Origin of the sequence: Citrobacter sp. Cc139 (assembly GCF_030334645.1) — a bacterium.
GTDB classification, from domain to species: Bacteria; Pseudomonadota; Gammaproteobacteria; order Enterobacterales; family Enterobacteriaceae; genus Citrobacter; species Citrobacter werkmanii.
Window position 1 is genome coordinate 124,787 of sequence record NZ_JAOWDM010000069.1, and the last position, 21,342, is coordinate 146,128.

The 21,342-nt window shown below is 55.5% G+C and carries 21 protein-coding genes; 10 read left to right on the forward strand and 11 right to left on the reverse strand.

Annotated features, from left to right (window positions below; translation table 11 throughout):
• Positions 1–182 precede the first annotated feature (182 nt).
• From rpoH to ftsY, 4 genes are all read right to left on the reverse strand, one after another.
• On the reverse strand, positions 183–1,037 hold the full coding sequence (rpoH, locus tag OGV69_RS05260; RefSeq protein ID WP_038634997.1) for an RNA polymerase sigma factor RpoH: 855 nt from the start codon (positions 1,035–1,037) through the stop codon (positions 183–185).
• Positions 1,038–1,306: 269 nt separating this feature from the next.
• Positions 1,307–2,365, reverse strand: coding sequence for a permease-like cell division protein FtsX (gene ftsX / locus OGV69_RS05265; protein WP_038635001.1), 1,059 nt, complete (start codon positions 2,363–2,365; stop codon positions 1,307–1,309).
• Positions 2,358–3,026, reverse strand: coding sequence for a cell division ATP-binding protein FtsE (gene ftsE / locus OGV69_RS05270; RefSeq protein WP_006687468.1), 669 nt, complete (start codon positions 3,024–3,026; stop codon positions 2,358–2,360). The genes ftsX and ftsE overlap by 8 nt, the downstream gene beginning before the upstream one ends.
• A gap of 2 nt (positions 3,027–3,028) precedes the next feature.
• Positions 3,029–4,555, reverse strand: a complete 1,527-nt coding sequence (gene ftsY, locus OGV69_RS05275) for a signal recognition particle-docking protein FtsY (protein ID WP_069323774.1) — start codon at positions 4,553–4,555, stop codon at positions 3,029–3,031.
• 276 nt (positions 4,556–4,831) lie between these two features.
• On the opposite strand from ftsY, the gene rsmD reads away from it, so the two are divergent.
• Together rsmD and OGV69_RS05285 are read left to right on the forward strand one after the other, a co-directional pair.
• Positions 4,832–5,428, forward strand: coding sequence for a 16S rRNA (guanine(966)-N(2))-methyltransferase (rsmD, locus tag OGV69_RS05280; protein WP_038635007.1), 597 nt, complete (start codon positions 4,832–4,834; stop codon positions 5,426–5,428).
• Positions 5,418–5,693 (forward strand): DUF1145 family protein, encoded by a 276-nt coding sequence (locus OGV69_RS05285; protein ID WP_042311836.1) that lies wholly within the window; start codon positions 5,418–5,420, stop codon positions 5,691–5,693. Before rsmD ends, OGV69_RS05285 begins: the two co-directional genes overlap by 11 nt.
• Positions 5,694–5,792: 99 nt before the next feature.
• Here the strand turns inward: OGV69_RS05285 and OGV69_RS05290 are convergent, their stop codons facing one another.
• Entirely contained in the window at positions 5,793–6,152 is a 360-nt protein-coding gene (locus OGV69_RS05290; RefSeq protein WP_038635012.1) for a DUF2500 domain-containing protein, read from the reverse strand.
• 141 nt (positions 6,153–6,293) lie between these two features.
• Here OGV69_RS05290 and OGV69_RS05295 point away from each other — a divergent pair, with 141 nt between their 5' ends.
• A complete protein-coding gene (locus OGV69_RS05295; RefSeq protein ID WP_069323773.1) occupies positions 6,294–6,920 on the forward strand; it encodes a lysoplasmalogenase in 627 nt (208 codons plus the stop codon).
• A gap of 75 nt (positions 6,921–6,995) precedes the next feature.
• On the forward strand, positions 6,996–9,194 hold the full coding sequence (zntA, locus tag OGV69_RS05300; RefSeq protein WP_227408969.1) for a Zn(II)/Cd(II)/Pb(II) translocating P-type ATPase ZntA: 2,199 nt from the start codon (positions 6,996–6,998) through the stop codon (positions 9,192–9,194).
• A 75-nt stretch (positions 9,195–9,269) separates the two neighbouring features.
• Here zntA and tusA read toward each other — a convergent pair whose 3' ends face one another.
• Positions 9,270–9,515 carry a sulfurtransferase TusA gene (gene tusA / locus OGV69_RS05305; RefSeq protein ID WP_038635021.1) on the reverse strand — a complete coding sequence of 82 codons (246 nt, stop codon included), beginning with the start codon at positions 9,513–9,515 and terminating at the stop codon, positions 9,270–9,272.
• Between the two features lie 168 nt (positions 9,516–9,683).
• Here tusA and OGV69_RS05310 point away from each other — a divergent pair, with 168 nt between their 5' ends.
• Positions 9,684–10,349, forward strand: coding sequence for a 7-cyano-7-deazaguanine/7-aminomethyl-7-deazaguanine transporter (locus OGV69_RS05310; protein ID WP_038635023.1), 666 nt, complete (start codon positions 9,684–9,686; stop codon positions 10,347–10,349).
• Positions 10,350–10,421: 72 nt separating this feature from the next.
• A complete protein-coding gene (locus tag OGV69_RS05315) occupies positions 10,422–10,979 on the forward strand; it encodes a DcrB family lipoprotein (protein WP_286469166.1) in 558 nt (185 codons plus the stop codon).
• A 3-nt stretch (positions 10,980–10,982) separates the two neighbouring features.
• On the opposite strand, the gene OGV69_RS05320 is transcribed toward OGV69_RS05315, so the two are convergent.
• Positions 10,983–12,200, reverse strand: a complete 1,218-nt coding sequence (locus OGV69_RS05320) for an MFS transporter (protein WP_069323772.1) — start codon at positions 12,198–12,200, stop codon at positions 10,983–10,985.
• Between the two features lie 133 nt (positions 12,201–12,333).
• On the opposite strand from OGV69_RS05320, the gene OGV69_RS05325 reads away from it, so the two are divergent.
• Positions 12,334–13,383: an AI-2E family transporter gene (locus tag OGV69_RS05325; protein ID WP_032940622.1), complete on the forward strand. Its 1,050-nt coding sequence runs from the start codon at positions 12,334–12,336 to the stop codon at positions 13,381–13,383.
• A 62-nt stretch (positions 13,384–13,445) separates the two neighbouring features.
• On the forward strand, positions 13,446–14,036 hold the full coding sequence (gene acpT, locus OGV69_RS05330) for a 4'-phosphopantetheinyl transferase AcpT (protein WP_038635032.1): 591 nt from the start codon (positions 13,446–13,448) through the stop codon (positions 14,034–14,036).
• On the opposite strand, the gene OGV69_RS05335 is transcribed toward acpT, so the two are convergent.
• Positions 14,028–14,534, reverse strand: coding sequence for a phenolic acid decarboxylase (locus OGV69_RS05335; protein WP_069323771.1), 507 nt, complete (start codon positions 14,532–14,534; stop codon positions 14,028–14,030). The two genes, acpT and OGV69_RS05335, sit on opposite strands and share 9 nt — an antisense overlap.
• Before the next feature lie 99 nt (positions 14,535–14,633).
• Between OGV69_RS05335 and OGV69_RS05340 the strand changes: the two genes are divergently transcribed.
• Together OGV69_RS05340 and nikR are read left to right on the forward strand one after the other, a co-directional pair.
• Positions 14,634–15,494 carry a LysR family transcriptional regulator gene (locus OGV69_RS05340; protein WP_069323770.1) on the forward strand — a complete coding sequence of 287 codons (861 nt, stop codon included), beginning with the start codon at positions 14,634–14,636 and terminating at the stop codon, positions 15,492–15,494.
• Positions 15,495–15,585: 91 nt separating this feature from the next.
• Positions 15,586–15,987 carry a nickel-responsive transcriptional regulator NikR gene (nikR, locus tag OGV69_RS05350; RefSeq protein WP_006687486.1) on the forward strand — a complete coding sequence of 134 codons (402 nt, stop codon included), beginning with the start codon at positions 15,586–15,588 and terminating at the stop codon, positions 15,985–15,987.
• Between the two features lie 97 nt (positions 15,988–16,084).
• On the opposite strand, the gene OGV69_RS05355 is transcribed toward nikR, so the two are convergent.
• The 3 genes from OGV69_RS05355 to OGV69_RS05365 are packed head-to-tail and all read right to left on the reverse strand — an operon-like array spanning position 16,085 to position 21,020.
• Positions 16,085–17,209, reverse strand: coding sequence for an ABC transporter permease (locus OGV69_RS05355; protein ID WP_069323769.1), 1,125 nt, complete (start codon positions 17,207–17,209; stop codon positions 16,085–16,087).
• Positions 17,209–19,956: a ribosome-associated ATPase/putative transporter RbbA gene (rbbA, locus tag OGV69_RS05360; protein WP_069323768.1), complete on the reverse strand. Its 2,748-nt coding sequence runs from the start codon at positions 19,954–19,956 to the stop codon at positions 17,209–17,211. The genes OGV69_RS05355 and rbbA overlap by 1 nt, the downstream gene beginning before the upstream one ends.
• Positions 19,953–21,020: an HlyD family secretion protein gene (locus OGV69_RS05365; protein ID WP_069323767.1), complete on the reverse strand. Its 1,068-nt coding sequence runs from the start codon at positions 21,018–21,020 to the stop codon at positions 19,953–19,955. The genes rbbA and OGV69_RS05365 overlap by 4 nt, the downstream gene beginning before the upstream one ends.
• Between the last annotated feature and the right edge of the window lie 322 nt (positions 21,021–21,342).

Consider the following 21,342-nt stretch of genomic DNA (forward strand, 5'->3'; position numbering starts at 1 on the left):
TTTAGCAGCATACTCTGCTAAAACATACCCGATTTTTATTATTTTGGAATAGCTAAATTTGACATGCAGATAACAACTTGATGACAAAAAGCATAAACGTCAGGAGATAGAGGGAGAGATAAAAACAAAAAACCCCGGATTTTCATCCAGGGTTTATCAGCATTTCCAGGTTTACTGGAAGATTACGCTTCGATCGCCGCGCGCAGTTTTTTCATGGCGTTCTTTTCAAGCTGACGAACACGTTCAGCGGAAACGCCGTAGCGATCGGCCAGTTCCTGCAACGTTGACTTGTTGTCTTCGTCCAGCCAACGGGCGCGGATGATATCCTGGCTACGTTCGTCCAGACCTTCCATTGCGTGAGTCAGTTTGTTCGCGGCCTGATCTTCCCAGTTATCTTCTTCAATGCCATCGGCAAAGTTAGAGGATTTATCCTGCAGATACAGAACCGGCGCCATCGGCTGGCTGTCAGACTCGTCGTCTGAAGACATATCAAACGTCATGTCCTGCGCCGCCATACGGGATTCCATTTCGCGCACGTCTTTGCTGGAAACACCCAGCTCACGAGCCACCATTTCAACTTCGTCCTGGTTGAACCAACCCAGACGCTGCTTGGTTTTACGCAGGTTAAAGAACAGCTTACGCTGTGCTTTAGTGGTCGCGACTTTCACGATACGCCAGTTACGCAGAACGTATTCATGGATCTCAGCTTTGATCCAGTGCACGGCGAAAGAAACCAGGCGCACACCCACTTCCGGGTTGAAACGGCGCACGGCTTTCATCAGGCCGATATTACCTTCCTGAATCAGATCCGCCTGCGGCAGGCCATAGCCCGCGTAGTTACGAGCAATATGAACAACAAAGCGCAGGTGAGACAGGATCAGCGTTTTAGCTGCTTCCAGATCGCCCTGGTAATGCAGCTTTTCAGCCAGCGCCCGCTCCTCGTCAGCCGACAACATCGGCCACGCGTTCGCAGCCCGGATGTAAGACTCCAGGTTACCAACAGGGGCTAAAGCTAAATTTTGCATTTCTTTGGTCATTCAAATCCTCTCAATCTTTTCATCTGGCGCGTTGGCAAAAACTAATTAACAAAAACCAGTAGCAACAACCATGCCAGAGCTTATGAGCAACGAGAATATCATTCAATCTTTTATCAGACAGTGATTTTATCCACAAGTTCCATGTCGTAATGTGTATAGATTACGCACAAAATGTGACATCACAATGAATACGCCGGGAAGAGATAACAGGGACTCTTTCCCTGCAGAGCGAACTACTCAGTGCAGGGAAAGATTATACCAGAGATTTTTTAATCGGGGGTAAAGTGGCGTAAATGTTGAACCGTGGCAAGCCAGGCTGCCACCCAGCCGATCATTGAGCACACCAGCAGTAACAACAGGCACTCGTCGAATGATAAGCCATTGATATCAAACTTAGTTCCAAAGACCTGCGCCACTTCAGTCACCGCTGACGACAGACGCATCACCAAAATTTCTGACAAAATCAGTGAAAGAAATGCGCCGGAAAAACCGAGCAGCGCGCCGCCGTAAAGGAATGGGCGCAGGATAAATCCGTCGGTTGCGCCAATCAGCTTCTGCACGTTAATGGTATCGCGACGCGCAAAAATACTCAGGCGCACGCTGTTACCAATGACGAGGAAGACCGCCGCCACCATCAGCACGCCAATCATCGCGGATACGCGCCCCACGAGTCCCGTCAGCGCCGCCAGACGAGCAAACCAGCTGTCATCCATTCGCACTTCATCAATACCGTTGATTTGTGCAATACGGTCGCGCAGGGTGTTCAGCGACTCCGTACCCTGGAAGTCCAGTTTCGGGATAACCACCGCTACGGCAGGAAGCGGGTTCTCTTCCAGCATGTCCAGCGCGCCGCCAAAACCGGACCAGTTACGGAATTCGCCCAGCGCATCTTCGCGGGAAAGATAATTTACTTTCTCAACGCCCTGTTCGGCCTGCAACTGACCAACCACCCGCGCCGCCGCGTCATCATCCAGCGTTTTTTGCAGATAGACGGTGATTTGCGGCGAAGGATAATACTGGCTTGCCGCCTGGTTTACGTTTTTATAAACCATGTAGCACACGCTTGGCAGCGTCAGGGAGATGGCGATCACCATTACCGTGAGGAAGGTCGCCAACGGCTTACTTTTCAAGTCCTGCAACGCGCCATGGAACGCATAGCGCACCTGCTCGTTAAAAACGTTGGTTTTACGTGAGTTCGGTTTTGGCGCGGCTTTCGCTCGTTTTGGCGCATTGCGACCACCGTCACCCGGCGCGCCGCCTGATTTACGAAAACGATCCAGTCGGCCACCGAACTGTTTGATTTGATTGATAGCGTCACGTCTATTCATGCGCCAGGCCTCCATGCAGGTGTCCATCACTCAGGACCAGCTGGCGGTAGGAGCGACGGGAGATCAGTCCAATGTCATGCGTGGCCATTAATACCGTGACCCCGACGCGGTTAAACTCTTCGAACAGGCGAAGGATCCCTTCCGACAGCGCGTCATCCAGGTTCCCCGTCGGTTCATCCGCCAGCAGTACCGCAGGTTTATTCACCACCGCGCGGGCGATACCCACGCGCTGTTGTTCACCGCCAGAGAGCTGAATCGGGAAGTTTTTCGCTTTGTCCAACAGCCCGACCTTATCCAGTGCCGCTGACACGCGACGACGAATATCGTCCCCGCTGGCGCCCGCGATGATCAGCGGGATTGCCACGTTGTCAAATACGGTTCTGTCCATCAACAGGTGGTGATCCTGAAAAATCATGCCAATCTGACGACGCAGAAACGGCACTTCACGGTTTTTCAAACGGCTGATGTCATGCCCGCTGAAGTAGATTTTCCCGGCGCTGGGCCGTTCAATTCCACAGATCAGCTTTAGCAGGGTACTTTTACCCGCACCAGAGTGGCCGGTCAGAAACGCCATCTCGCCAGGCTGCATATGGAAGGTCACTCCCTGCAGCGCTTGTCTCCCACCGAGATAGGCCTTGCTGACATGTTCAAAGCGAATCATTGTTAATCCTCTCGGGCAAAAAGTGCCTCTATAAAATCGTCCGCTTTAAACGGACGTAAATCCTCGATACGTTCGCCCACACCAATATAGCGGATAGGGATGCCAAACTGATCGGCAACCGAGAAGATGACCCCACCCTTCGCCGTACCGTCCAGCTTGGTCAGGGTGATACCGGTTAAGCCCACCGCTTCATGGAACAGTTTGGCCTGGCTTATCGCATTCTGCCCGGTACTGGCGTCGATAGTCAGCATAACTTCATGCGGTGCCTCTTCGTCGAGCTTCTTCATGACGCGAACGATTTTTTTCAGTTCTTCCATCAGGTGCGATTTGTTCTGCAAACGGCCTGCGGTATCAGCGATCAGCACGTCTACGTTACGTGCCTTCGCGGCCTGGATGGCATCAAAGATAACGGAGGCGGAATCCGCACCGGTATGCTGCGCAATCACCGGAATATTGTTACGCTGACCCCAGACCTGCAACTGCTCTACCGCTGCCGCACGGAAGGTATCGCCCGCCGCCAGCATCACCGTTTTACCCTGCTGCTCAAACTGACGCGCCAGCTTACCAATGGTAGTCGTTTTACCCACGCCGTTTACGCCAACCATTAAGATAACAAATGGCGTTTTACCCTCGACGTTCAGCGGCTCATCAACCTTCGCCAGGATCTCGCCCATCTCATCTTTCAGCAGGCCATACAGCGCTTCTGCATCTTTGAGCTGCTTGCGGCTGGCGCCTTCCGTCAGATTCGCAATAATCTTACGGGTCGTTTCTACGCCCACATCCGCAATCAGCAACTGCTCTTCCAGCTCTTCAAACAGATCATCGTCGATCTTTTTACCGCGAAACAGACTGATAAATCCGGAACCGAGGTTTTCTTTTGTTTTCAGCAGACTGCGTTTCAGACGCGCAAAGAAACCTTCTTTAGTTGGTTTTTCCTGCTCCTGGACCGCCTCTTCTTCTACCGGTTTTTCAACGGCAGGTTCTTCAACCGGCACCACCATGACGGCTTCTTCCGCCGCCTCGGCAGCCAGGGCCTGCGCTTCCAGTTCTTCGTCTGTCAGTTGCGGTTCGTTTTCGGCTTCTTCTTCAACCGCCTCGACGATTTCGACAGTTTCCGCTTCAGCCTGCCACTCTTCGGCAGAAACATCTGCGGTTTTCACTTCTTCCGGCAGCGGCAATTCTTCGCGTTCGATAACCGCCGCCGCAGGGGTTTCCACTTCAGGTTCAACAGTGGATTCAGCAACCGCCTCAGCCTCCGGCTGCAGTTGCCCGGCAACAGGCGCTGCTTCCGGCTGCAGTTTTTCGATTTCAGCAACTTGTTCCGTGACTTCAACAACTTCAGCAGCAAAGGCTTGTGTTTGTGCCTCGCTACCGGTTTCCTCGGCGCGCGGCTGTTCGTCAACGACGGTAGTTTCTTCAGCAACCGGTTGTTGTTCTTCGTTTTTTAGTTCTGTCTCGTTTTCCGGTGCCTGCTCTTTTTGACCAAAGCCCAGCCAGGAAAAAAAGCCACGTTTTTTCTCTTTCGCCATTTGCGACTACACTCCCCCGCTGTTGCTTCATGGCACAGCGTCAACGCTATGTACATAGCAGCTAAAAAAATGATGAAATAGTCTATCACTTATACCCAATGAATTTCGAGTTACGTCAAGGCGGCAAGCGCACGAATCCCGATGAGCTTACTTTTAGTAAGTGATTCGGGTGAGTAAGTGCAGCCAACGAAGAGGTAACTTGAAAGGCGAAGGGTTAACTTAACTCACATCACCGCCTGGCATGACATGCTATAGGCGGATTGAGCAATAATAGAAATGAAAAAACCGAATCACTCTGGTAGCGGCCAGATCCGCATTATTGGCGGGCAATGGCGTGGCCGTAAACTCCCGGTTCCGGACAGCCCCGGCCTGCGCCCGACCACTGACCGCGTACGCGAAACCTTATTTAACTGGTTGGCCCCGGTAATGGTCGATGCACATTGCCTGGACTGCTTCGCCGGCAGCGGCGCGTTGGGGCTGGAAGCGCTCTCTCGCTATGCGGCAAATGCGACGCTTCTGGAGATGGATCGCGCGGTATCGCAGCAGTTGCAAAAGAATCTTGCTACGCTGAAGGCAAATCATGCCCGCGTCGTCAACACCAATACGCTGGCGTTTCTGGCCCAACCCGGTACGCCGCATAACGTGGTGTTCGTTGATCCGCCGTTTCGCAAAGGATTACTGGAAGAAACTTTAACGCTTCTGGAAACCCATGGTTGGCTGGCAGATGAAGCGTATATTTACGTTGAGAGCGAAGTCGAAAACGGCCTGCCGCCGGTTCCGGTAAACTGGTCGCTATACCGTGAAAAAGTGGCAGGACAGGTCGCCTACCGCCTGTATCAACGTGAAGCACAAGGAGAGCACGATGCTAATTAATCTGGGACGTCTGTTGATGCTGTGCGTCTGGGCATTTTTATTACTGAATATTTTCCAACCCTTCCCACGCCCGCTTAACATCTTCGTTAACGTCGCGCTGATCTTTATGGTGCTGATGCACGGCATGCAATTGGCGCTGCTAAAAAGCACCATGCCAAAAGATGGCCCGCAGATGACCAGCGGGGAGAAAATCCGCATTTTCCTGTTCGGCGTCTTTGAACTGCTGGTCTGGCAGAAGAAGATTAAGGACCAGTTGAAGAAGTAACTGGGATGTTTTCGCCCGGCGGCGCGTTGCGAGCCGGGGCGATAAAATTTGTAGGCCGGATAAGGCGTAACCGCCATCCGGCATCAGTCAGATGAAACCTTAGCGTTCAGCCGTAAAATCAATAAAACGCGAACCTTTATAACTCAGCGTGCCCTTGTCTCCGACCGTTAGCGCATGGTACTGCCGGGCATCCAGGCGAAACGTCTGCTCCAGACCGCCGCTTTGCGGCTTAAAGCTGGCTTCATAGCGCATGCTGGTTCCTGCCGGGCTCACTTCCTGTTGACGGGATCGCCGATCGTTAAGTGGTTTTTCCCGCTTATTACTCACTACCACCTGCTTTTGCACCAGCGGTGCTGCATCGTTATCCGCTTTTTCACGCCGCTGCTGGACAAAGCGAAACGACGCGGCGACAACAATTAAGACAATGATAACAATGAAAAAAAGTGGCGGTTTGCTCATAGTATTAACCCATCAGAAAATGCGGAAATAAGCATACATTGCCTGTTATGGTGTTGTCATCTGGCAGTGTCGACCTCTACACTGAACAATAGAGCCGTAAGCACCCCGCTTACGAAAAAATAACGAATTCAAGGAACTAAGATGCTTTGGTCGTTTATCGCTGTCTGCCTTTCCGCATGGTTGTTCGTGGATGCTTCCTATCGTGGGCCCGCCTGGCAACGCTGGGTCTTTAAACCCCTCACTTTACTCCTGCTGGCGCTGCTGGCCTGGCAGGCGCCAATGTTTAACGCCATCAGCTATCTGGTGCTGGCAGGGCTGCTTGCCTCACTGCTGGGCGATGCGCTGACGCTGTTGCCGCGCCAACGTCTGCTCTACGCCGTGGGGGCGTTTTTCCTCTCGCACCTGCTGTATACCATCTACTTCGCCAGCCAAATGACGCTGTCGTTCTTCTGGCCTTTGCCATTGGTATTGGTAGTGCTGGGGGCGTTGCTGATCGCCATCATCTGGACACGGCTGGAAGAGCTGCGTTTAGCGATCTGTACTTTTATCGGCATCACGCTGATGATGGTCTGGATGGCGGGAGAACTGTGGTTCTTCCGTCCCACTGGCCCCGCGCTGTCGGCATTCCTCGGTGCCTCATTATTGTTCATCGGCAATTTTGTCTGGCTGGGTAGCCATTATCGCCGCCGCTTCCGCGCCGATAACGCCATTGGCGCCGCCTGCTACTTCGCCGGACATTTCCTGATTGTTCGTTCGTTGTATCTCTAATATCGCTTGACTCTGGAGTCGACTCCAGAGTGTATCCTTCGGTTAATACGAAATGATTATTAACCGGAGGATGCCATGTCGACGCCCGATGCCCCTGGCAAAAAAGCCCCACAATTTTCTTCTTTCAAGCCAGTGCCAGCCCCACAAAAGGCGGACGACTGCTGCTGCGAAGGAAGTTGCTCCACCCCAACCACCGTATCCGAAAGCGTAATGGGCACCCGTTATTCCTGGAAAGTGGCAGGAATGGACTGTGCCGCCTGCGCCCGAAAAGTGGAAAATGCGGTCCGCCAGGTGAGCGGCGTCAACCAGGTCCAGGTGCTGTTCGCCACCGAAAAACTGGTCGTCGACGCGGGTTATGATATCCGTCAGCAAGTTGAAAGCGCGGTACAAAAGGCAGGTTATACCCTGCGCGATGAACAAGCGCCGGAAGCCGCCCCCGAATCACGTCTGAAAGAGAACCTGCCGCTGATTTCGCTGATAATCATGATGGCGATTAGCTGGGGGCTGGAACAGTTCAATCATCCTTTCGGTCAGATAGCGTTTATCGCCACCACGCTGGTGGGCTTGTATCCCATTGCCCGCCAGGCCCTGCGTCTGATGAAAACCGGCAGCTACTTCGCCATTGAAACGTTGATGAGCGTGGCCGCGATTGGCGCACTGTTTATCGGCGCGACGGCGGAAGCCGCCATGGTGCTACTGCTGTTTTTAATTGGCGAGCGCCTGGAAGGGTGGGCCGCCAGCCGCGCCCGCAAAGGTGTTAGCGCATTGATGGCACTCAAGCCAGAAACCGCCACGCGCCTGCGTAATGGCGAACGTGAAGAGGTCGCAATCAATACCCTCCAGCCTGGCGATGTTATCGAAGTTGCCGCAGGTGGGCGTTTACCTGCCGACGGTAAGCTGCTCTCCGGTTTCGCCAGCTTTGATGAAAGCGCCCTGACCGGCGAATCGATCCCGGTTGAACGCGCCACCGGCGAGAAAGTCCCGGCGGGCGCCACCAGCGTGGATCGTCTGGTTACGCTGGAAGTGCTCTCCGAGCCGGGCGCCAGCGCTATCGATCGCATTCTGAAGCTGATTGAAGAAGCGGAAGAACGCCGCGCCCCCATTGAGCGCTTTATTGACCGTTTCAGCCGAATTTATACCCCCGCTATTATGGCGGTTGCGCTGCTGGTTACCCTCGTCCCGCCGCTGCTGTTTGCCGGCTCCTGGCAGGAGTGGATTTATAAAGGACTGACGCTGTTACTGATTGGCTGCCCGTGCGCGCTGGTTATCTCAACTCCCGCAGCGATTACCTCTGGTCTTGCCGCCGCGGCGCGTCGTGGCGCATTAATCAAAGGCGGCGCCGCGCTGGAACAGTTGGGCAGAGTCACGCAGGTGGCGTTTGATAAAACCGGCACCCTGACCATCGGTAAACCGCGCGTGACGGCGATTCATCCGGCAAGCGGTATAAATGAGGCTGAACTGCTGGCGCTGGCAGCGGCGGTAGAGCAAGGCGCGACGCACCCACTGGCGCAGGCGATTGTTCGGGAAGCGCAAACGCGCGAGCTGACTATTCCTGTCGCGAAAGAACAGCGGGCGCTGGTTGGCTCCGGAATAGAAGCACTGGTCAACGGCGAGCGCGTGCTGATTTGCGCCGCCGGTAAGCAGCCTGCCGATGCCTTTGCCGGACAGATAAGCGAGCTGGAAAGCGCGGGCCAGACGGTGGTGCTGGTGCTGCGTAACGATACCGTTCTCGGCGTACTGGCCCTACAGGATACGTTGCGCGACGACGCCCGCACTGCCATCAGCGAGCTCAATCAGATCGGCGTGAAAGGGGTGATCCTGACCGGTGATAACCCACGCGCGGCAGCAGCCATTGCCGGGGAGCTGGGTCTGGAATTCAAAGCGGGGTTATTGCCGGAGGATAAGGTGCGAGCCGTTACCTCTCTCAACCAACAGTCGCCGCTGGCAATGGTCGGCGACGGCATCAACGACGCCCCGGCGATGAAAGCGGCGACCATCGGCATTGCCATGGGTAGCGGAACCGACGTCGCCCTGGAAACCGCCGATGCCGCCCTGACCCACAACCGTCTGCGTGGCCTGGTGCAAATGATTCAACTGGCGCGCGCCACCCATGCCAATATTCGCCAGAACATTGCGATTGCGCTGGGTTTGAAGGGGATTTTCCTCGTCACCACGCTGCTCGGGATAACCGGACTGTGGCTGGCGGTGCTGGCTGATACGGGGGCGACGGTGCTGGTGACCGCGAACGCGCTGCGGTTGTTGCGTAAAGGATAATGTGTGTGCCGGATGCGGCGTTGCCTTATCCGGCCTACAGGTTACACCGTCTTTGTAGGCCGGATGGCGCTTCGCTTAATGACCTTTGCGCACTAAATAGCGGTACGGCAGCGAGTCGGTCTCTTTGGCTACCAGTTCATGCTCCATAAAGGTACAGAAGCCGGGAATGTCGCGGGTTGTCGCCGGATCGTCGGCGACAATCAGCAGCGTTTCACCCGCCTGCATACCGCGCACGGTTTTACGCACCATCATTACAGGTTCCGGGCAGCGTAGTCCCTGGGCATCAAGCGTATGGTCGGGAGAGGTAAACAGATCGCTCATCGTAGTCTCATTCATGCAAAAACGGCGTTATTTTACGCTCTGTTGTGGCGTAAGCCAATCAGGTTAACGATTGCGTGAAAAACAACCATTGCAATGTGCTCTTAAAGCAGTATCATGCGACGGTTTTTTATTGGGTTCCCTCACCCCATCCAACAAAAAGGTCACAATATGACTCCGTTTACACAATCTCAGCGCGTAAAAGCGTTGTTTTGGCTATCGCTATTTCATCTGCTGGTGATCACCTCCAGCAACTATCTGGTACAGCTACCGATCTCCATTTTTGGTTTCCATACCACATGGGGCGCTTTTAGCTTTCCGTTTATTTTCCTCGCGACCGACCTGACCGTGCGTATTTTTGGCGCGCCGTTAGCACGACGTATCATCTTTGCGGTGATGATCCCCGCGCTGCTGATCTCCTATGTTGTTTCATCACTGTTCTATATGGGATCGTGGCAGGGATTCGGCGCGCTGCTGCACTTTAACCTGTTTGTCGCCCGTATCGCCGCCGCCAGCTTTATGGCTTACGCGCTGGGACAAATTCTGGATGTGCATGTCTTTAACCGTCTGCGTCAGAGCCGTCGCTGGTGGCTGGCGCCGACGGCTTCCACGCTGTTTGGCAACATCAGCGATACGTTGGCCTTTTTCTTTATCGCTTTCTGGCGCAGCCCGGATGCCTTTATGGCCGAGCACTGGATGGAAATCGCGCTGGTAGACTACTGCTTCAAGGTACTGATCAGCATTATTTTCTTCCTGCCGATGTACGGCGTGCTGCTGAATATGTTACTGAAAAGGTTGGCAGATAAATCTGAAATATCTGCATTGCAGACGAGTTAAAGGTTCATTTTCCGAGTTGTGATAAGATGGTCGAATGAGCCGTTATGGCCGTTTATCGAAAGGAAGAAGTCAATGCGCAATCTGGTTAAATATGTCGGTATTGGCCTGCTGGTTATGGGGCTTGCGGCCTGTGATAATAGCGATACAAAAGCGCCAGCAGAAGGTGCTGCCGCAGAGAGTAGCGCCACCGGACAACCGGTCAGCCTGCTGGACGGCAAACTCAGTTTTTCCCTGCCAGCGGATATGACCGATCAGAGCGGCAAGCTGGGCACCCAGGCAAACAATATGCACGTATATTCTGACGCAACCGGCCAGAAAGCGGTGATTGTGATTGTCGGCGACAATACCAACGAAGATCTTGCCGTACTGGCAAAACGTCTGGAAGATCAGCAGCGTAGCCGCGACCCGCAGTTGCAGGTCGTCACCAATAAATCTATTGAGCTGAAAGGCCACACGCTGCAACAGTTAGACAGCATCATCTCGGCCAAAGGCCAGACCGCTTACTCTTCCGTGGTGCTGGGTAAAGTGGACAACCAACTGCTGACGCTGCAAATTACGCTGCCGGCTGACGATCAGCAAAAAGCGCAAAAGACCGCAGAAAACATCATTAACACGCTGGTTATCCAGTAACGGTTAAGACGATGACTCGGCCTCCGATGACGCCACCTGAGGCCGTTTTTTTAGCCGCCAGGTCAGCAATAACGCCACCGCCACCAGCCCGGCCGCCGCCAGGTAGATAACCGGTACGCCCGCCCACGTCATGACCAGCCCGGCCAGCGGCCCGGTAACGCCCAGCGATAAATCCATAAACACCGTATAGGTCGCCAGCGCGGCGCCCTGATTTTGCTGCGGGACGGCTTTTACCGCCACCACGCCCAGCGCCGGGAAGACCAACGAGAACCCGGCACCTGCCAGCAGAACGCCGATTTTGGCCATCCACGGCATGGAGGCCATGCCCACCAGCAGCAGTCCAACAATCTCGACGCTAAAGCAGATCATCGCGACATTGAGCCCACCTAACCGGTTGATACCATTTGGGAATAGCAAGCGGGTGCCCACAAACGTACAGCTAAAAAGCGTCAGCGCAAAAGCTGCGCCGTCCCAGCCTTTAGCATCATAAAACAGCGTGATAAAGGTGGCTATCACGCCAAATCCGGCGGAGGCCAGCGCCAGCGCCATCCCGTACAACCAAACGCGCCCAAGCACAGCGCGAAACGGTAACGGCTTGCCTTTGCTGGCCTTCACCGCCGGTCGAGGGAGCGCCAAAAGTATCGCCAGCAGCGCCACGCCCATCACGGTCAGCGCCAGTCCCTGTAAGCCACCCCAGGCGTAACACAATACGCCCAGCGGAGCGCCTATCGCCATCGCGCCATAGGTCACGATGCCGTTCCACGAAATCACCCGTCCGATATGCATTGAGCCAACAACCCCTACGCCCCATAGCGTAGAGCCGGTCCCGGCAAAGCTTTGCCCGATGCCCAGAATCACCCGCCCGATGCATAACAGCAACAAACTTACCAGCGGCCAACCTTGGGTTGAGCCTGCCAGCAGGTAACCCAGGCCACTTAAAAAGCAGCCGCACAGTCCGAAGACCACGATTTTTTTCGGCCCCAGCAGATCGGCATAGCGACCGGCATGAGGGCGGCTCAGCAGCGTGGCGAAATACTGCAGGCTGATGACCAGTCCCGCCCAGAAGGCGCTAAATCCCATCACATCATGGACATAGCCGGGCAATACCGCGAGCGGCAGGCCGATGGTCAGATAGCTGGCGAAGTTAAACATCACCACCGAAACAATGCGCAGATTAAGGCGCAAACCGCTTAACGTCGGTTCAGCGACGGGTTCGGGCATGGAAGGTCACCACATTTTCACAACAGTGTTTCATTTCTACCATGTTGCAGACCATAAATCAGCAGCCAGTTTAGGAATAACAGACGCAAGCCAACCGCTACACTTAATGCAAAAACGCAAACAGGAAGAAAACATGACAACCGCTCAGCCCGATAAAACGGGTATGCATATTCTGCTCAAACTGGCCGCTTTGGTGGTGATCCTCGCGGGCATCCATGCCGCGGCGGATATCATTGTGCAACTGTTGCTGGCGCTCTTTTTTGCCATCGTATTGAACCCGCTGGTCACCTGGTTTATTCGCCGAGGGGTGCGTCGCCCGGTAGCCATTACGTTAGTGGTCGTGGTAATGCTGATTGTTCTTACGGCGCTGGTTGGCGTGCTGGCATCGTCGATCACTGAGTTCATGGCCATGCTGCCAAAATACAATAAGGAACTGACGCGCAAAGTTCTGTATCTGCAAGAAATGGTCCCCTTTCTGAACCTGCATATGTCCCCGGAGCGCATGTTGCAGCGTATGGACTCCGACAAACTGATGACCTTCACCACCACGCTAATGACGAGTCTTTCCGGCGCCATGGCCAGCGTCGTCCTGCTGGTAATGACGGTCGTCTTTATGCTGTTTGAAGTGCGCCACGTTCCCTATAAGCTGCGCTTCGCGTTAAACAATCCGCAGATTCATATTGCGGGGCTGCATCGGGCGCTGAAGGGCGTTTCACACTATCTGGCGCTGAAAACGTTGCTCAGCTTATGGACCGGCGCCATTGTCTGGCTGGGGCTGGCGTTGATGGGGATTCAGTTTGCTCTGATGTGGGGCGTGCTGGCATTCCTGCTAAACTACGTGCCCAACATTGGCTCGGTCATTTCCGCCGTCCCGCCCATGATTCAGGCGCTGCTGTTCAACGGCATTTACGAATGCGTGCTGGTTGGCGCGCTGTTTCTGGTCGTGCATATGGTGATTGGTAATATTCTCGAACCCCGTATGATGGGGCACCGCCTGGGATTATCGACGCTGATCGTCTTTCTCTCCCTGTTGGTATGGGGATGGCTGCTCGGCCCGGTCGGCATGTTACTCTCCGTGCCGTTAACCAGCGTGTGTAAAATCTGGATGGAAACCACCAAAGGCGGCAGCAAACTGGCAATTTTGCTGGGTCCAGGCAGGCCCAAAAGTCGATTACCGGGATAAACTTGCAAATGGCACGTGAAGAATGATACACAACCCCATTATTACTAAAGGTTAGTCCTGATATGTATCAGCTCGTTCTTGGGAAAGTTTCTGTTTTAAGCGCTGGCGAACTGCCTGCCGCGATGAAAGAGCAAGCGCCGCAAGGTGCTCGCCGGGCACGCTGGCTGGCAGGCCGTGTGCTGCTTTCCCATGCCCTTTCGCCATTGCCGGACATTGTCTACGGCGAGCAAGGAAAACCCGCCTTTCCCGCTGACACGCCGCTGTGGTTCAATCTCAGCCATAGCGGCGATGACATCGTCCTGCTGCTCAGCGACGAAGGGGAAGTCGGCTGCGATATTGAAGTTATTCGCCCCCGCGATAACTGGCAGTCGCTGGCAAATACGGTATTCAGTCTTGGGGAACATGCTGAAGTTGAAGCCGAACGCCCGGAGCAACAGCTGGCGGCGTTCTGGCGCATCTGGACGCGCAAAGAAGCCATAGTAAAACAGCGTGGCGGCAGCGCCTGGCAAATCGTCAGCGTTGATAGCACCGCGCTGACCTCCTCACTCTCCGTCAGCCAGTGCCAGATCGATACCCTGAGCCTGGCGGTGTGCACCCCCACGCCATTTACCCTGACCGCCGACGCCGTGCAGCGTCTGGAAGCCTTAGCGTAAATTATCCGGGAAGTTTTTCGGCAACTCACTCGCCGCGCAGGCAATCACGTCGTCATTATCTGCCCCGCAGTCGCGCACGAAGGTGATGGTCGCGAACTCATCAATCACCTCGGTTGGATACGCCGGACCCGCATCGCGATACGACATCATCAGCGGAATATGATCATTCTGGAAGCACACCGTTTTTTCCGGATTGTTGATCACCCAGCGCGGGAAAAAGATGGTGCCGTGAAAGAGCTTGTCGCCCAGGTTTACGATCAGGCTGACGTCGGTCCCGGTCGGTTCGGTCCAGGAAATTTTATAAACACTCGCCCCTACCCGCACAATATACGCCCGCTGATCTTTCACCCAACGATTACCCACAATACCGCTGTGGATGCGGTAATCCAGCGTGGTCTCATTTTTTACGTAAATCTCGTAATTCCAGCCATTATCGTAGGTATAGACCAGATGTTTGCCGACAAATCCGCTCAAATCATGTTTATCAAAAGCGCTCATATTCGTTCTCCTCTTACTTGATGCGAGGATCTTAACGCTTCAAAAATTGGATGAATAACGCTATGTTTACATCATATTCATTCAATTTTTAGATAAGTTATGCACAAAACAACCCTTGAGCAATGGGCCCTGTTGGAGAAAGTGGTGGAACTGGGCAGCTTTGCGAAAGCCGCGGAAGAGACCAACCGTAGCCAGTCATCGGTAAGCTACAATCTGGCGCTATTGCAGGAGCGACTCGGCGTGACGCTACTGACGCCGGAAGGCCGCAGGGCGGTGTTGACCCCGGCGGGCGAGCTGTTGCTAGCTCAGGTCAAACCGTTACTGAAGGCCTTTTTATGGGTGGAGACCCGGGCAGCAACGCTGCAAAACGGCACACGAACACGGCTGGATTTGCTGGTAGATAGCATCTTCCCACGCAAACGCCTGTTCGCAATCCTCAAACAGTTTCAGCAGGCGTGGCCGCAAACGCAGGTGCGGCTGACCGAGGTACTGGAAAATGCAGACGACAGGCTGGCAGCGCATGCCGATGCGGACGTAATGGTCCTGACCCGGCGTCAGGATGTGACCGGGCGTGGTGAATGGCTGATGAACATTGACTTCGTGGCTGTTGCCCATCGCGATCACCCACTCTGCACGCTGAATGCGCCGCTGGATGAAGACGCATTACGCGCGTGGCCACTGATTCGCATTGCCGATCGCGACAACCCGCAGCAACCGGTTCGCGATGCCTGGACCTTCTCTACCATTGATGCCGCGATTGATGCAGTGATGTATCAAGTCGGTTACGGCTGGCTGCCTGAGGAGCGTATTCAGACGCAACTGGCCCAGGGGCTTTTACGTCCGCTGCCGTTAAGCCATGGCGCTCGCCGCGCCACGCCGCTGCATCTGATCGTTAAAGATACTCTCGCGCCGCTGGATGAGCAGGTGAGCACGCTACTGCGTTTATTGCGGGAGCATTAACCTTTTCCCCAGAGGCCGAACGTGTGTTACAAAATACGCTAATTCCCGCATTCTCTGTGCGTCAACGCGCCACATGAAAGGTTAATTGCAGATGCAACGAGTCACCATTACCCTCGATGACGATTTACTGGAAACGCTCGACGGCCTGAGCCAGCGCCGTGGCTACAACAACCGTTCCGAAGCGATTCGCGATATTCTGCGCGGGGCGCTGGCGCAAGAAACCACCCAGGAGCACGGCACCCAGGGCTTCGCGGTACTCTCGTATGTTTATGAGCATGAGAAGCGCGACCTGGCGAGCCGTATTGTTTCCACCCAGCACCACCACCATGATTTATCGGTCGCCACATTACATGTGCATATCAACCATGACGACTGCCTGGAAATCGCCGTGCTGAAAGGCGACATGGGCGATGTACAGCATTTTGCCGATGACGTCATTTCCCAGCGCGGCGTGCGCCACGGTCATTTGCAGTGCCTGCCGAAAGAAGAGTGATTGCCTGTTTCGTTGCCGGATGGCGGCTGCGCCTTATCCGGCCTACGTCCGTTACCGTCTGTAGGCCGGGCAAGCGAAGCGCCCCCGGCAATGATGATTACGCCATTGTGCCAATCGTCTTACGAAAACGCAGCAGCGCTATCAGGAAGAACGCACCGCCAATCGCCAGCAGCGTCAGGAACTGCGGCCAGACGATGCTAAACCCGGCCCCGCGATAAAGTATCGCCTGCGCGAGGCTGACAAAGTGGGTGGTCGGCATGGTCAACATAATGTCCTGCACCGCCTGCGGCATGCTTTCACGCGGCGTGGAACCGCCGGAGAGCATCTGTAACGGCAGTAGCACCAGAATCATCAGCAGCCCCAGTTGCGGCATGGAACGCGCCAGCGTACCCATAAAAATGCCGATCGAGGTGGTGGCGAACAGGCTCAGCGCCACGCCCAGCATAAACAGCGGTATCGAGCCTTCAATTGGCACCCCGAGCACGCCTTTTACCATCAGCATCAGCGACAGACCGGAAACCACCAGCACCACCAGTCCCATCGACCAGATTTTCGCCATCATTATCTCAAACGGTGTCACCGGCATCACCAGCAGGTGCTCAATGGTCCCATGTTCGCGCTCGCGGATCAGCGCCGACCCGGTAAGCACAATCGCCAGCATAGTGATGTTGTTGATGATCGCCATTACCGCGCCAAAGCGGGCTGGCTCCAGATTGGGGTTAAAGCGCATGCGCATTTCCAGCGCCACCGGCGGCTCATTATTGTCGCGGTAACGCCCCACAAAACTGTTCACTTCACCGCTAATGATATTCTGGATATAGCTGTTGCCGGTGAAGGCCTGGCTCATCCGCGTGGCATCGACGTTGACCTGGATATCCGGCTGTCGCCCGGCCAGCACATCACGCTGAAAATCAGGCGGAATGTTCACGGCGAAGGTGTAGCGACCGGCATCCAGCCCGGCATCCATCTCATCGGCGGTGATCATCTCCGGCGGCAAAAACCACGGGCGATAAAAGCTGTTCACTATCCGGTTCGACAACTGCGACTGGTCCATATCCGCGATGGCAATCGGCGCCAGATGCAGCGACCCCGGCAGGACAGTTGCGGAGGAGTAAACCGAAATCGTGAAGGCGAAAACGATCAGCGTCAGCATCGCTTTGTCACCCAGCAGACTGCGTAACTCTTTGATGCCAAGGTTATAAATATTGCGTAATCGGCGCATCACCCCTCCTGTTTTTTCAGCAGTAATACGCTCAGACCAACCACTACCGGAATAGCGATTGCCAGCGGGATAAATAGCTGCCAAAGATCCGCCAGATCCAGCGCTTTAGAGAACGTCCCGCGCGCAATGGTCAGAAAATGGCTGGTCGGATAAATTTCACCAATCCAGCGTCCCGGCCCTTCCAACGAGGCCACCGGATCGATCATCCCGGAAAACTGCGTCGCCGGGATCAGCGTAATAATCGCCGTACCAAAAATGGCCGCGATCTGGCTTTTCATAAACGTAGAGATTAACAAGCCCAGCCCGGTAGCAATGGTGACGTACAACAGCGCGGCCAGCGTCAGCGTTAAAAAGCTGCCCTTATGCGGGACGCCGAAGACAAACACCGACAGCGCACATAACAGCAGGAAGTTCAGCATTCCCAGCACGATGTAAGGCAACTGTTTGCCGAGCAAAAACTCGCTGCGGGTGGTGGGCGTAACGTACAGGTTGATAATCGACCCCAGCTCTTTTTCGCGCACCACACTGAGTGCGCTGAGCATGGAGGGAATCATCATCAACAGCAGCGGGATCACCGCCGGAACAATCGCCGGCAGGCTCTTCACATCCGGGTTGTAACGATAGCGCGTCTCGATGGTCATCAGCCCGTTTTGCCCGCTGGCATTGGGCTGACGGGCCATCACATCCTGCAGCCAGGTCTGGTGCATCGCCTGTACATAGCCTCTGACCGTTTCTGCGCGGCTCGGCATCGCCCCATCAACCCAGACGCCAATCTTCACCGGCGTTCCACGCGCGATGTCGCGGCCAAAATTGGGCGGTATTTCAATGGCTACAGCCACCTCGCCCGAACGCATCCGTTTGTCCAGTTCGTCATAACTGGTGAGCGGCGGCTGCTCGATAAAATAGCGCGACCCCGCCAGATTCAACGTCCACGCCTGGCTACTGACGGTCTGGTCACGATCGAGCACCGAAAAACGCAGGTTTTCCACATCCATACTGATGCCGTAGCCCATAATCAGCATCAGGATCACCGTCCCCATCAGCGCCAGCGTGGAGCGCACCGGATCGCGTCGCAGCTCCAGCGCTTCACGCCGGCTGTAGCTGAACAAACGCCGCAGGCTAAAGCCCTGGCGTGGCGGCTGATTATTTTCATGCACCACCGGCGCATCCGCTTGCGAAAGCGTCGTCTCCGGCGCCGGGCCTGCGGCCTCCTGTAACCAGGAGATAAACGCCTCTTCCAGACTGGCGGCACCGCGCTGCTTCACCAGTTCCTGCGGCGTGCCGCTGGCCAGCACTTTTCCGGCGTGCATCAGCGACATGCGATCGCAGCGCTCCGCTTCGTTCATAAAGTGGGTGGAGATAAAAATGGTCACTTTATCCTGCCGCGACAAATCGACCATCAATTGCCAGAACATGTCCCTCGCCACCGGATCGACCCCGGAGGTCGGCTCATCAAGAATGAGCATTTCCGGGCGATGAATCACCGCCACCGCCAGCGACAGGCGTTGACGGATCCCCAACGGCAGCGCGCCGGGCAACGCGTCTTCGACATCGGTCAGGCTAAAGCGCTCGCTCATCTCTTGTACGCGCTCAGGGATTTCTGCCTCAGGGATATGGAACAGCCGCGCGTGTAGTTCGAGGTTTTGCCGCACGGTCAGCTCGCTGTAGAGCGAGAACGCCTGTGACATATAGCCTACCCGGCGGCGGGTATCGATATTCTTCGGATCAACCGCTTGCCCAAACAGCCATGCCTCGCCTTCGCTTGCGGGCAGCAGTCCGGTAAGCATCTTCATGGTGGTAGATTTGCCGCAGCCATTGGAGCCGAGAAAACCGAAGATTTCCCCGCGTGGAATGCGAAAGTTAACGTGGTCAACGGCGACGAACTTGCCGAAGCGCATGGTCAAATCTTTCGCCTCAATGGCAATCTCTTCCCGCTCAGCGTGATACGGCGGGATCACCACCGGTTTGTGCGCCTGACGCTGGGCTTCAGGTAACAGCGCGATAAACGCCTGCTCCAGCGTGTCGCTGGCAGTTTTTTCGCGTAGCTGCTGCGCGCTCCCGGTGGCTAACACTTCCCCGGCGTTCATCGCCACCAGCCAGTCGAAGCGCTCGGCTTCTTCCATGTAGGCGGTCGCAACCAGCACGCTCATGTTGGTCTGGCGCTGGCGAATACTGTCAATCAGATCCCAGAATTGAGCGCGGGACAGGGGATCGACCCCGGTGGTGGGTTCATCGAGAATCAATAGCTCCGGGTCGTGGATCAACGCGCAGCACAACCCCAGTTTTTGTTTCATCCCCCCCGAGAGTTTCCCGGCAGGACGATCGCGAAACGGCGCCAGGCCGGTACTGTTCAGTAGCTCGGTAATCCGCGCTTCGCGCTCCGCTTTATCATGACCAAACAGGCGGGCAAAGAAATCAACGTTCTCATACACCGACAGCGTGTGGTACAGGTTTTTCCCCAGCCCCTGCGGCATCCAGGCAATGCGCGGGCAGACATCCCGGCGGTGCTGCGGGTCGCGCATATCGCCGCCCAGCACCATCACGTTGCCGTGTTCAATGACCCGCGCGCCGGAGATGAGCGACAACAAGCTCGATTTCCCCACGCCATCCGGGCCAATCAACCCCACCATGCAACGGGCAGGAATATCCAGCGTGATATTGTTCAGCGCGACCGTTTTCCCGTAATGCTGACTCACGCCGTCAAGGTGCGCCACGGGAGGAACAGGAACCAGCGCCAGATGCGTCATTGCGGCAACCTCACCATCAGGTCGTCAGGCCAGGCGCGATTTTCATCGACACGCACCCACGCCATGCCCGGCAGACCGGTTTTCACGTACTCGAGATGCTGCTGCAACAGCTCTGGCGGGATACGCGCTTTGACGCGAAACATCAGCTTCAGCCGTTCATCGCTGGTTTCCACCGTTTTCGGCGTGAACTGCGCGACGCTGGCCACAAAGCTGATGGTCGCCGGAATGCGCAGATCCGGCGCGGCATCCAGCACCAGTCGTGCTTCGCCGCCAATCTTCAGTAAACCAGCCTGTTCGGTAGGTAAGAAGAACGTCATGTAGACATCGCTGAGATCGACCATATTCAGCACGCGCCCACCCGCGGAAAGCACCTCGCCTGGTTCGGCTACGCGATACTGTACGCGACCGTCGCGCGGAGCTTTCAGCTCGCTGTCATCAATATCAGCGGCAATGCGACGTTCGGTAGCCTGTGCGGCTTCTACGCGGGTCTGCGCCTGAATGATGCTGGTACGAGCGGCTTCAATCGCCGCTTTGGCCGCAGAGACCTGCGCCTTTGCCGACTCCAGCGCGGCACGTGCGCTTTCTGCCGCGGCCCGATCGTCATCCAGCTGTTGCTCGGACACCGCCCCTCGCTGGGATAGCGAACGGGAACGCACGTGACGTTTAGAGACCGACTGCAGTTCCGCCTCACGCTGTTTTACCACCGACTGCGCGGCGCGCATTTCACTTTGCCGCTGTTCCAGCAACGCCCGCGCCGCCGCCACCGCGCTTTCGGCTTCTTTGATTTGCGCGATCGCCTCCAGCCGCTGTTCCTGCAGCACGCGGGTATCCATTTTCGCCAGCACCTCGCCCTGACGGACAAACTGCCCTTCCGAAACGAGGATGGTATCAATACGCCCGGCAATCTTAGTGGCAATATCCACTTCGGTGGCTTCAATTCTGCCGTTGCTGGCTGCAAACCCCTCCGGTATTCCCGCAGGGCGCAGCGTCCACCAGGCTATCGCGGCCACCACCACAAGAACACCCGCTCCCCACCACATCAGATGACGCTTAAACTTATCCATATTCGACCCGCCGTAATCCCTGTTATCAAACGTTGCGTGTCACAAAGCCCACTGAACAGCTATTCAGCGGGAGATTCCATCCGGGATGAGAAGGAATGAAAAACAATGGCCATTGAGCGAGCAGGCGTTAAAGCAACGCGCGCCGCGAAGGAAGTGAATGACGAAAATGCTGTGAAATCGGGTAGTAATGTTGTCATCATCAGCGTTCCTGGCCGGAAATGAAACACGCATACTCATAACTGCTGTCTATTGAATACTAACACCTGGATTCAAGATGTCTATTCGGTTGTAGTGGGGATATCGCCGCCGACCAAGCATGTCC

Excerpts from the sequence above, each read along its gene's own strand:
- rpoH (WP_038634997.1), bottom strand. The coding sequence starts at position 1,037 with ATGACCAAAGAAATGCAAAATTTAGCTTTAGCCCCTGTTGGTAACCTG.
- OGV69_RS05285 (WP_042311836.1), top strand. The coding sequence starts at position 5,418 with ATGCTAATTAATCTGGGACGTCTGTTGATGCTGTGCGTCTGGGCATTT.
- nikR (WP_006687486.1), top strand. The coding sequence starts at position 15,586 with ATGCAACGAGTCACCATTACCCTCGATGACGATTTACTGGAAACGCTC.
- OGV69_RS05310 (WP_038635023.1), top strand. The coding sequence starts at position 9,684 with ATGACTCCGTTTACACAATCTCAGCGCGTAAAAGCGTTGTTTTGGCTA.
- rbbA (WP_069323768.1), bottom strand. The coding sequence starts at position 19,956 with ATGACGCATCTGGCGCTGGTTCCTGTTCCTCCCGTGGCGCACCTTGAC.
- ftsE (WP_006687468.1), bottom strand. The coding sequence starts at position 3,026 with ATGATTCGCTTTGAACATGTCAGCAAGGCCTATCTCGGTGGGAGACAA.
- OGV69_RS05340 (WP_069323770.1), top strand. The coding sequence starts at position 14,634 with ATGCACAAAACAACCCTTGAGCAATGGGCCCTGTTGGAGAAAGTGGTG.
- ftsX (WP_038635001.1), bottom strand. The coding sequence starts at position 2,365 with ATGAATAGACGTGACGCTATCAATCAAATCAAACAGTTCGGTGGCCGA.
- ftsY (WP_069323774.1), bottom strand. The coding sequence starts at position 4,555 with ATGGCGAAAGAGAAAAAACGTGGCTTTTTTTCCTGGCTGGGCTTTGGT.
- OGV69_RS05295 (WP_069323773.1), top strand. The coding sequence starts at position 6,294 with ATGCTTTGGTCGTTTATCGCTGTCTGCCTTTCCGCATGGTTGTTCGTG.
- OGV69_RS05355 (WP_069323769.1), bottom strand. The coding sequence starts at position 17,209 with ATGCGCCGATTACGCAATATTTATAACCTTGGCATCAAAGAGTTACGC.
- zntA (WP_227408969.1), top strand. The coding sequence starts at position 6,996 with ATGTCGACGCCCGATGCCCCTGGCAAAAAAGCCCCACAATTTTCTTCT.
- OGV69_RS05325 (WP_032940622.1), top strand. The coding sequence starts at position 12,334 with ATGACAACCGCTCAGCCCGATAAAACGGGTATGCATATTCTGCTCAAA.
- tusA (WP_038635021.1), bottom strand. The coding sequence starts at position 9,515 with ATGAGCGATCTGTTTACCTCTCCCGACCATACGCTTGATGCCCAGGGA.
- acpT (WP_038635032.1), top strand. The coding sequence starts at position 13,446 with ATGTATCAGCTCGTTCTTGGGAAAGTTTCTGTTTTAAGCGCTGGCGAA.
- OGV69_RS05290 (WP_038635012.1), bottom strand. The coding sequence starts at position 6,152 with ATGAGCAAACCGCCACTTTTTTTCATTGTTATCATTGTCTTAATTGTT.
- OGV69_RS05365 (WP_069323767.1), bottom strand. The coding sequence starts at position 21,020 with ATGGATAAGTTTAAGCGTCATCTGATGTGGTGGGGAGCGGGTGTTCTT.
- OGV69_RS05335 (WP_069323771.1), bottom strand. The coding sequence starts at position 14,534 with ATGAGCGCTTTTGATAAACATGATTTGAGCGGATTTGTCGGCAAACAT.
- OGV69_RS05320 (WP_069323772.1), bottom strand. The coding sequence starts at position 12,200 with ATGCCCGAACCCGTCGCTGAACCGACGTTAAGCGGTTTGCGCCTTAAT.
- rsmD (WP_038635007.1), top strand. The coding sequence starts at position 4,832 with ATGAAAAAACCGAATCACTCTGGTAGCGGCCAGATCCGCATTATTGGC.
- OGV69_RS05315 (WP_286469166.1), top strand. The coding sequence starts at position 10,422 with ATGCGCAATCTGGTTAAATATGTCGGTATTGGCCTGCTGGTTATGGGG.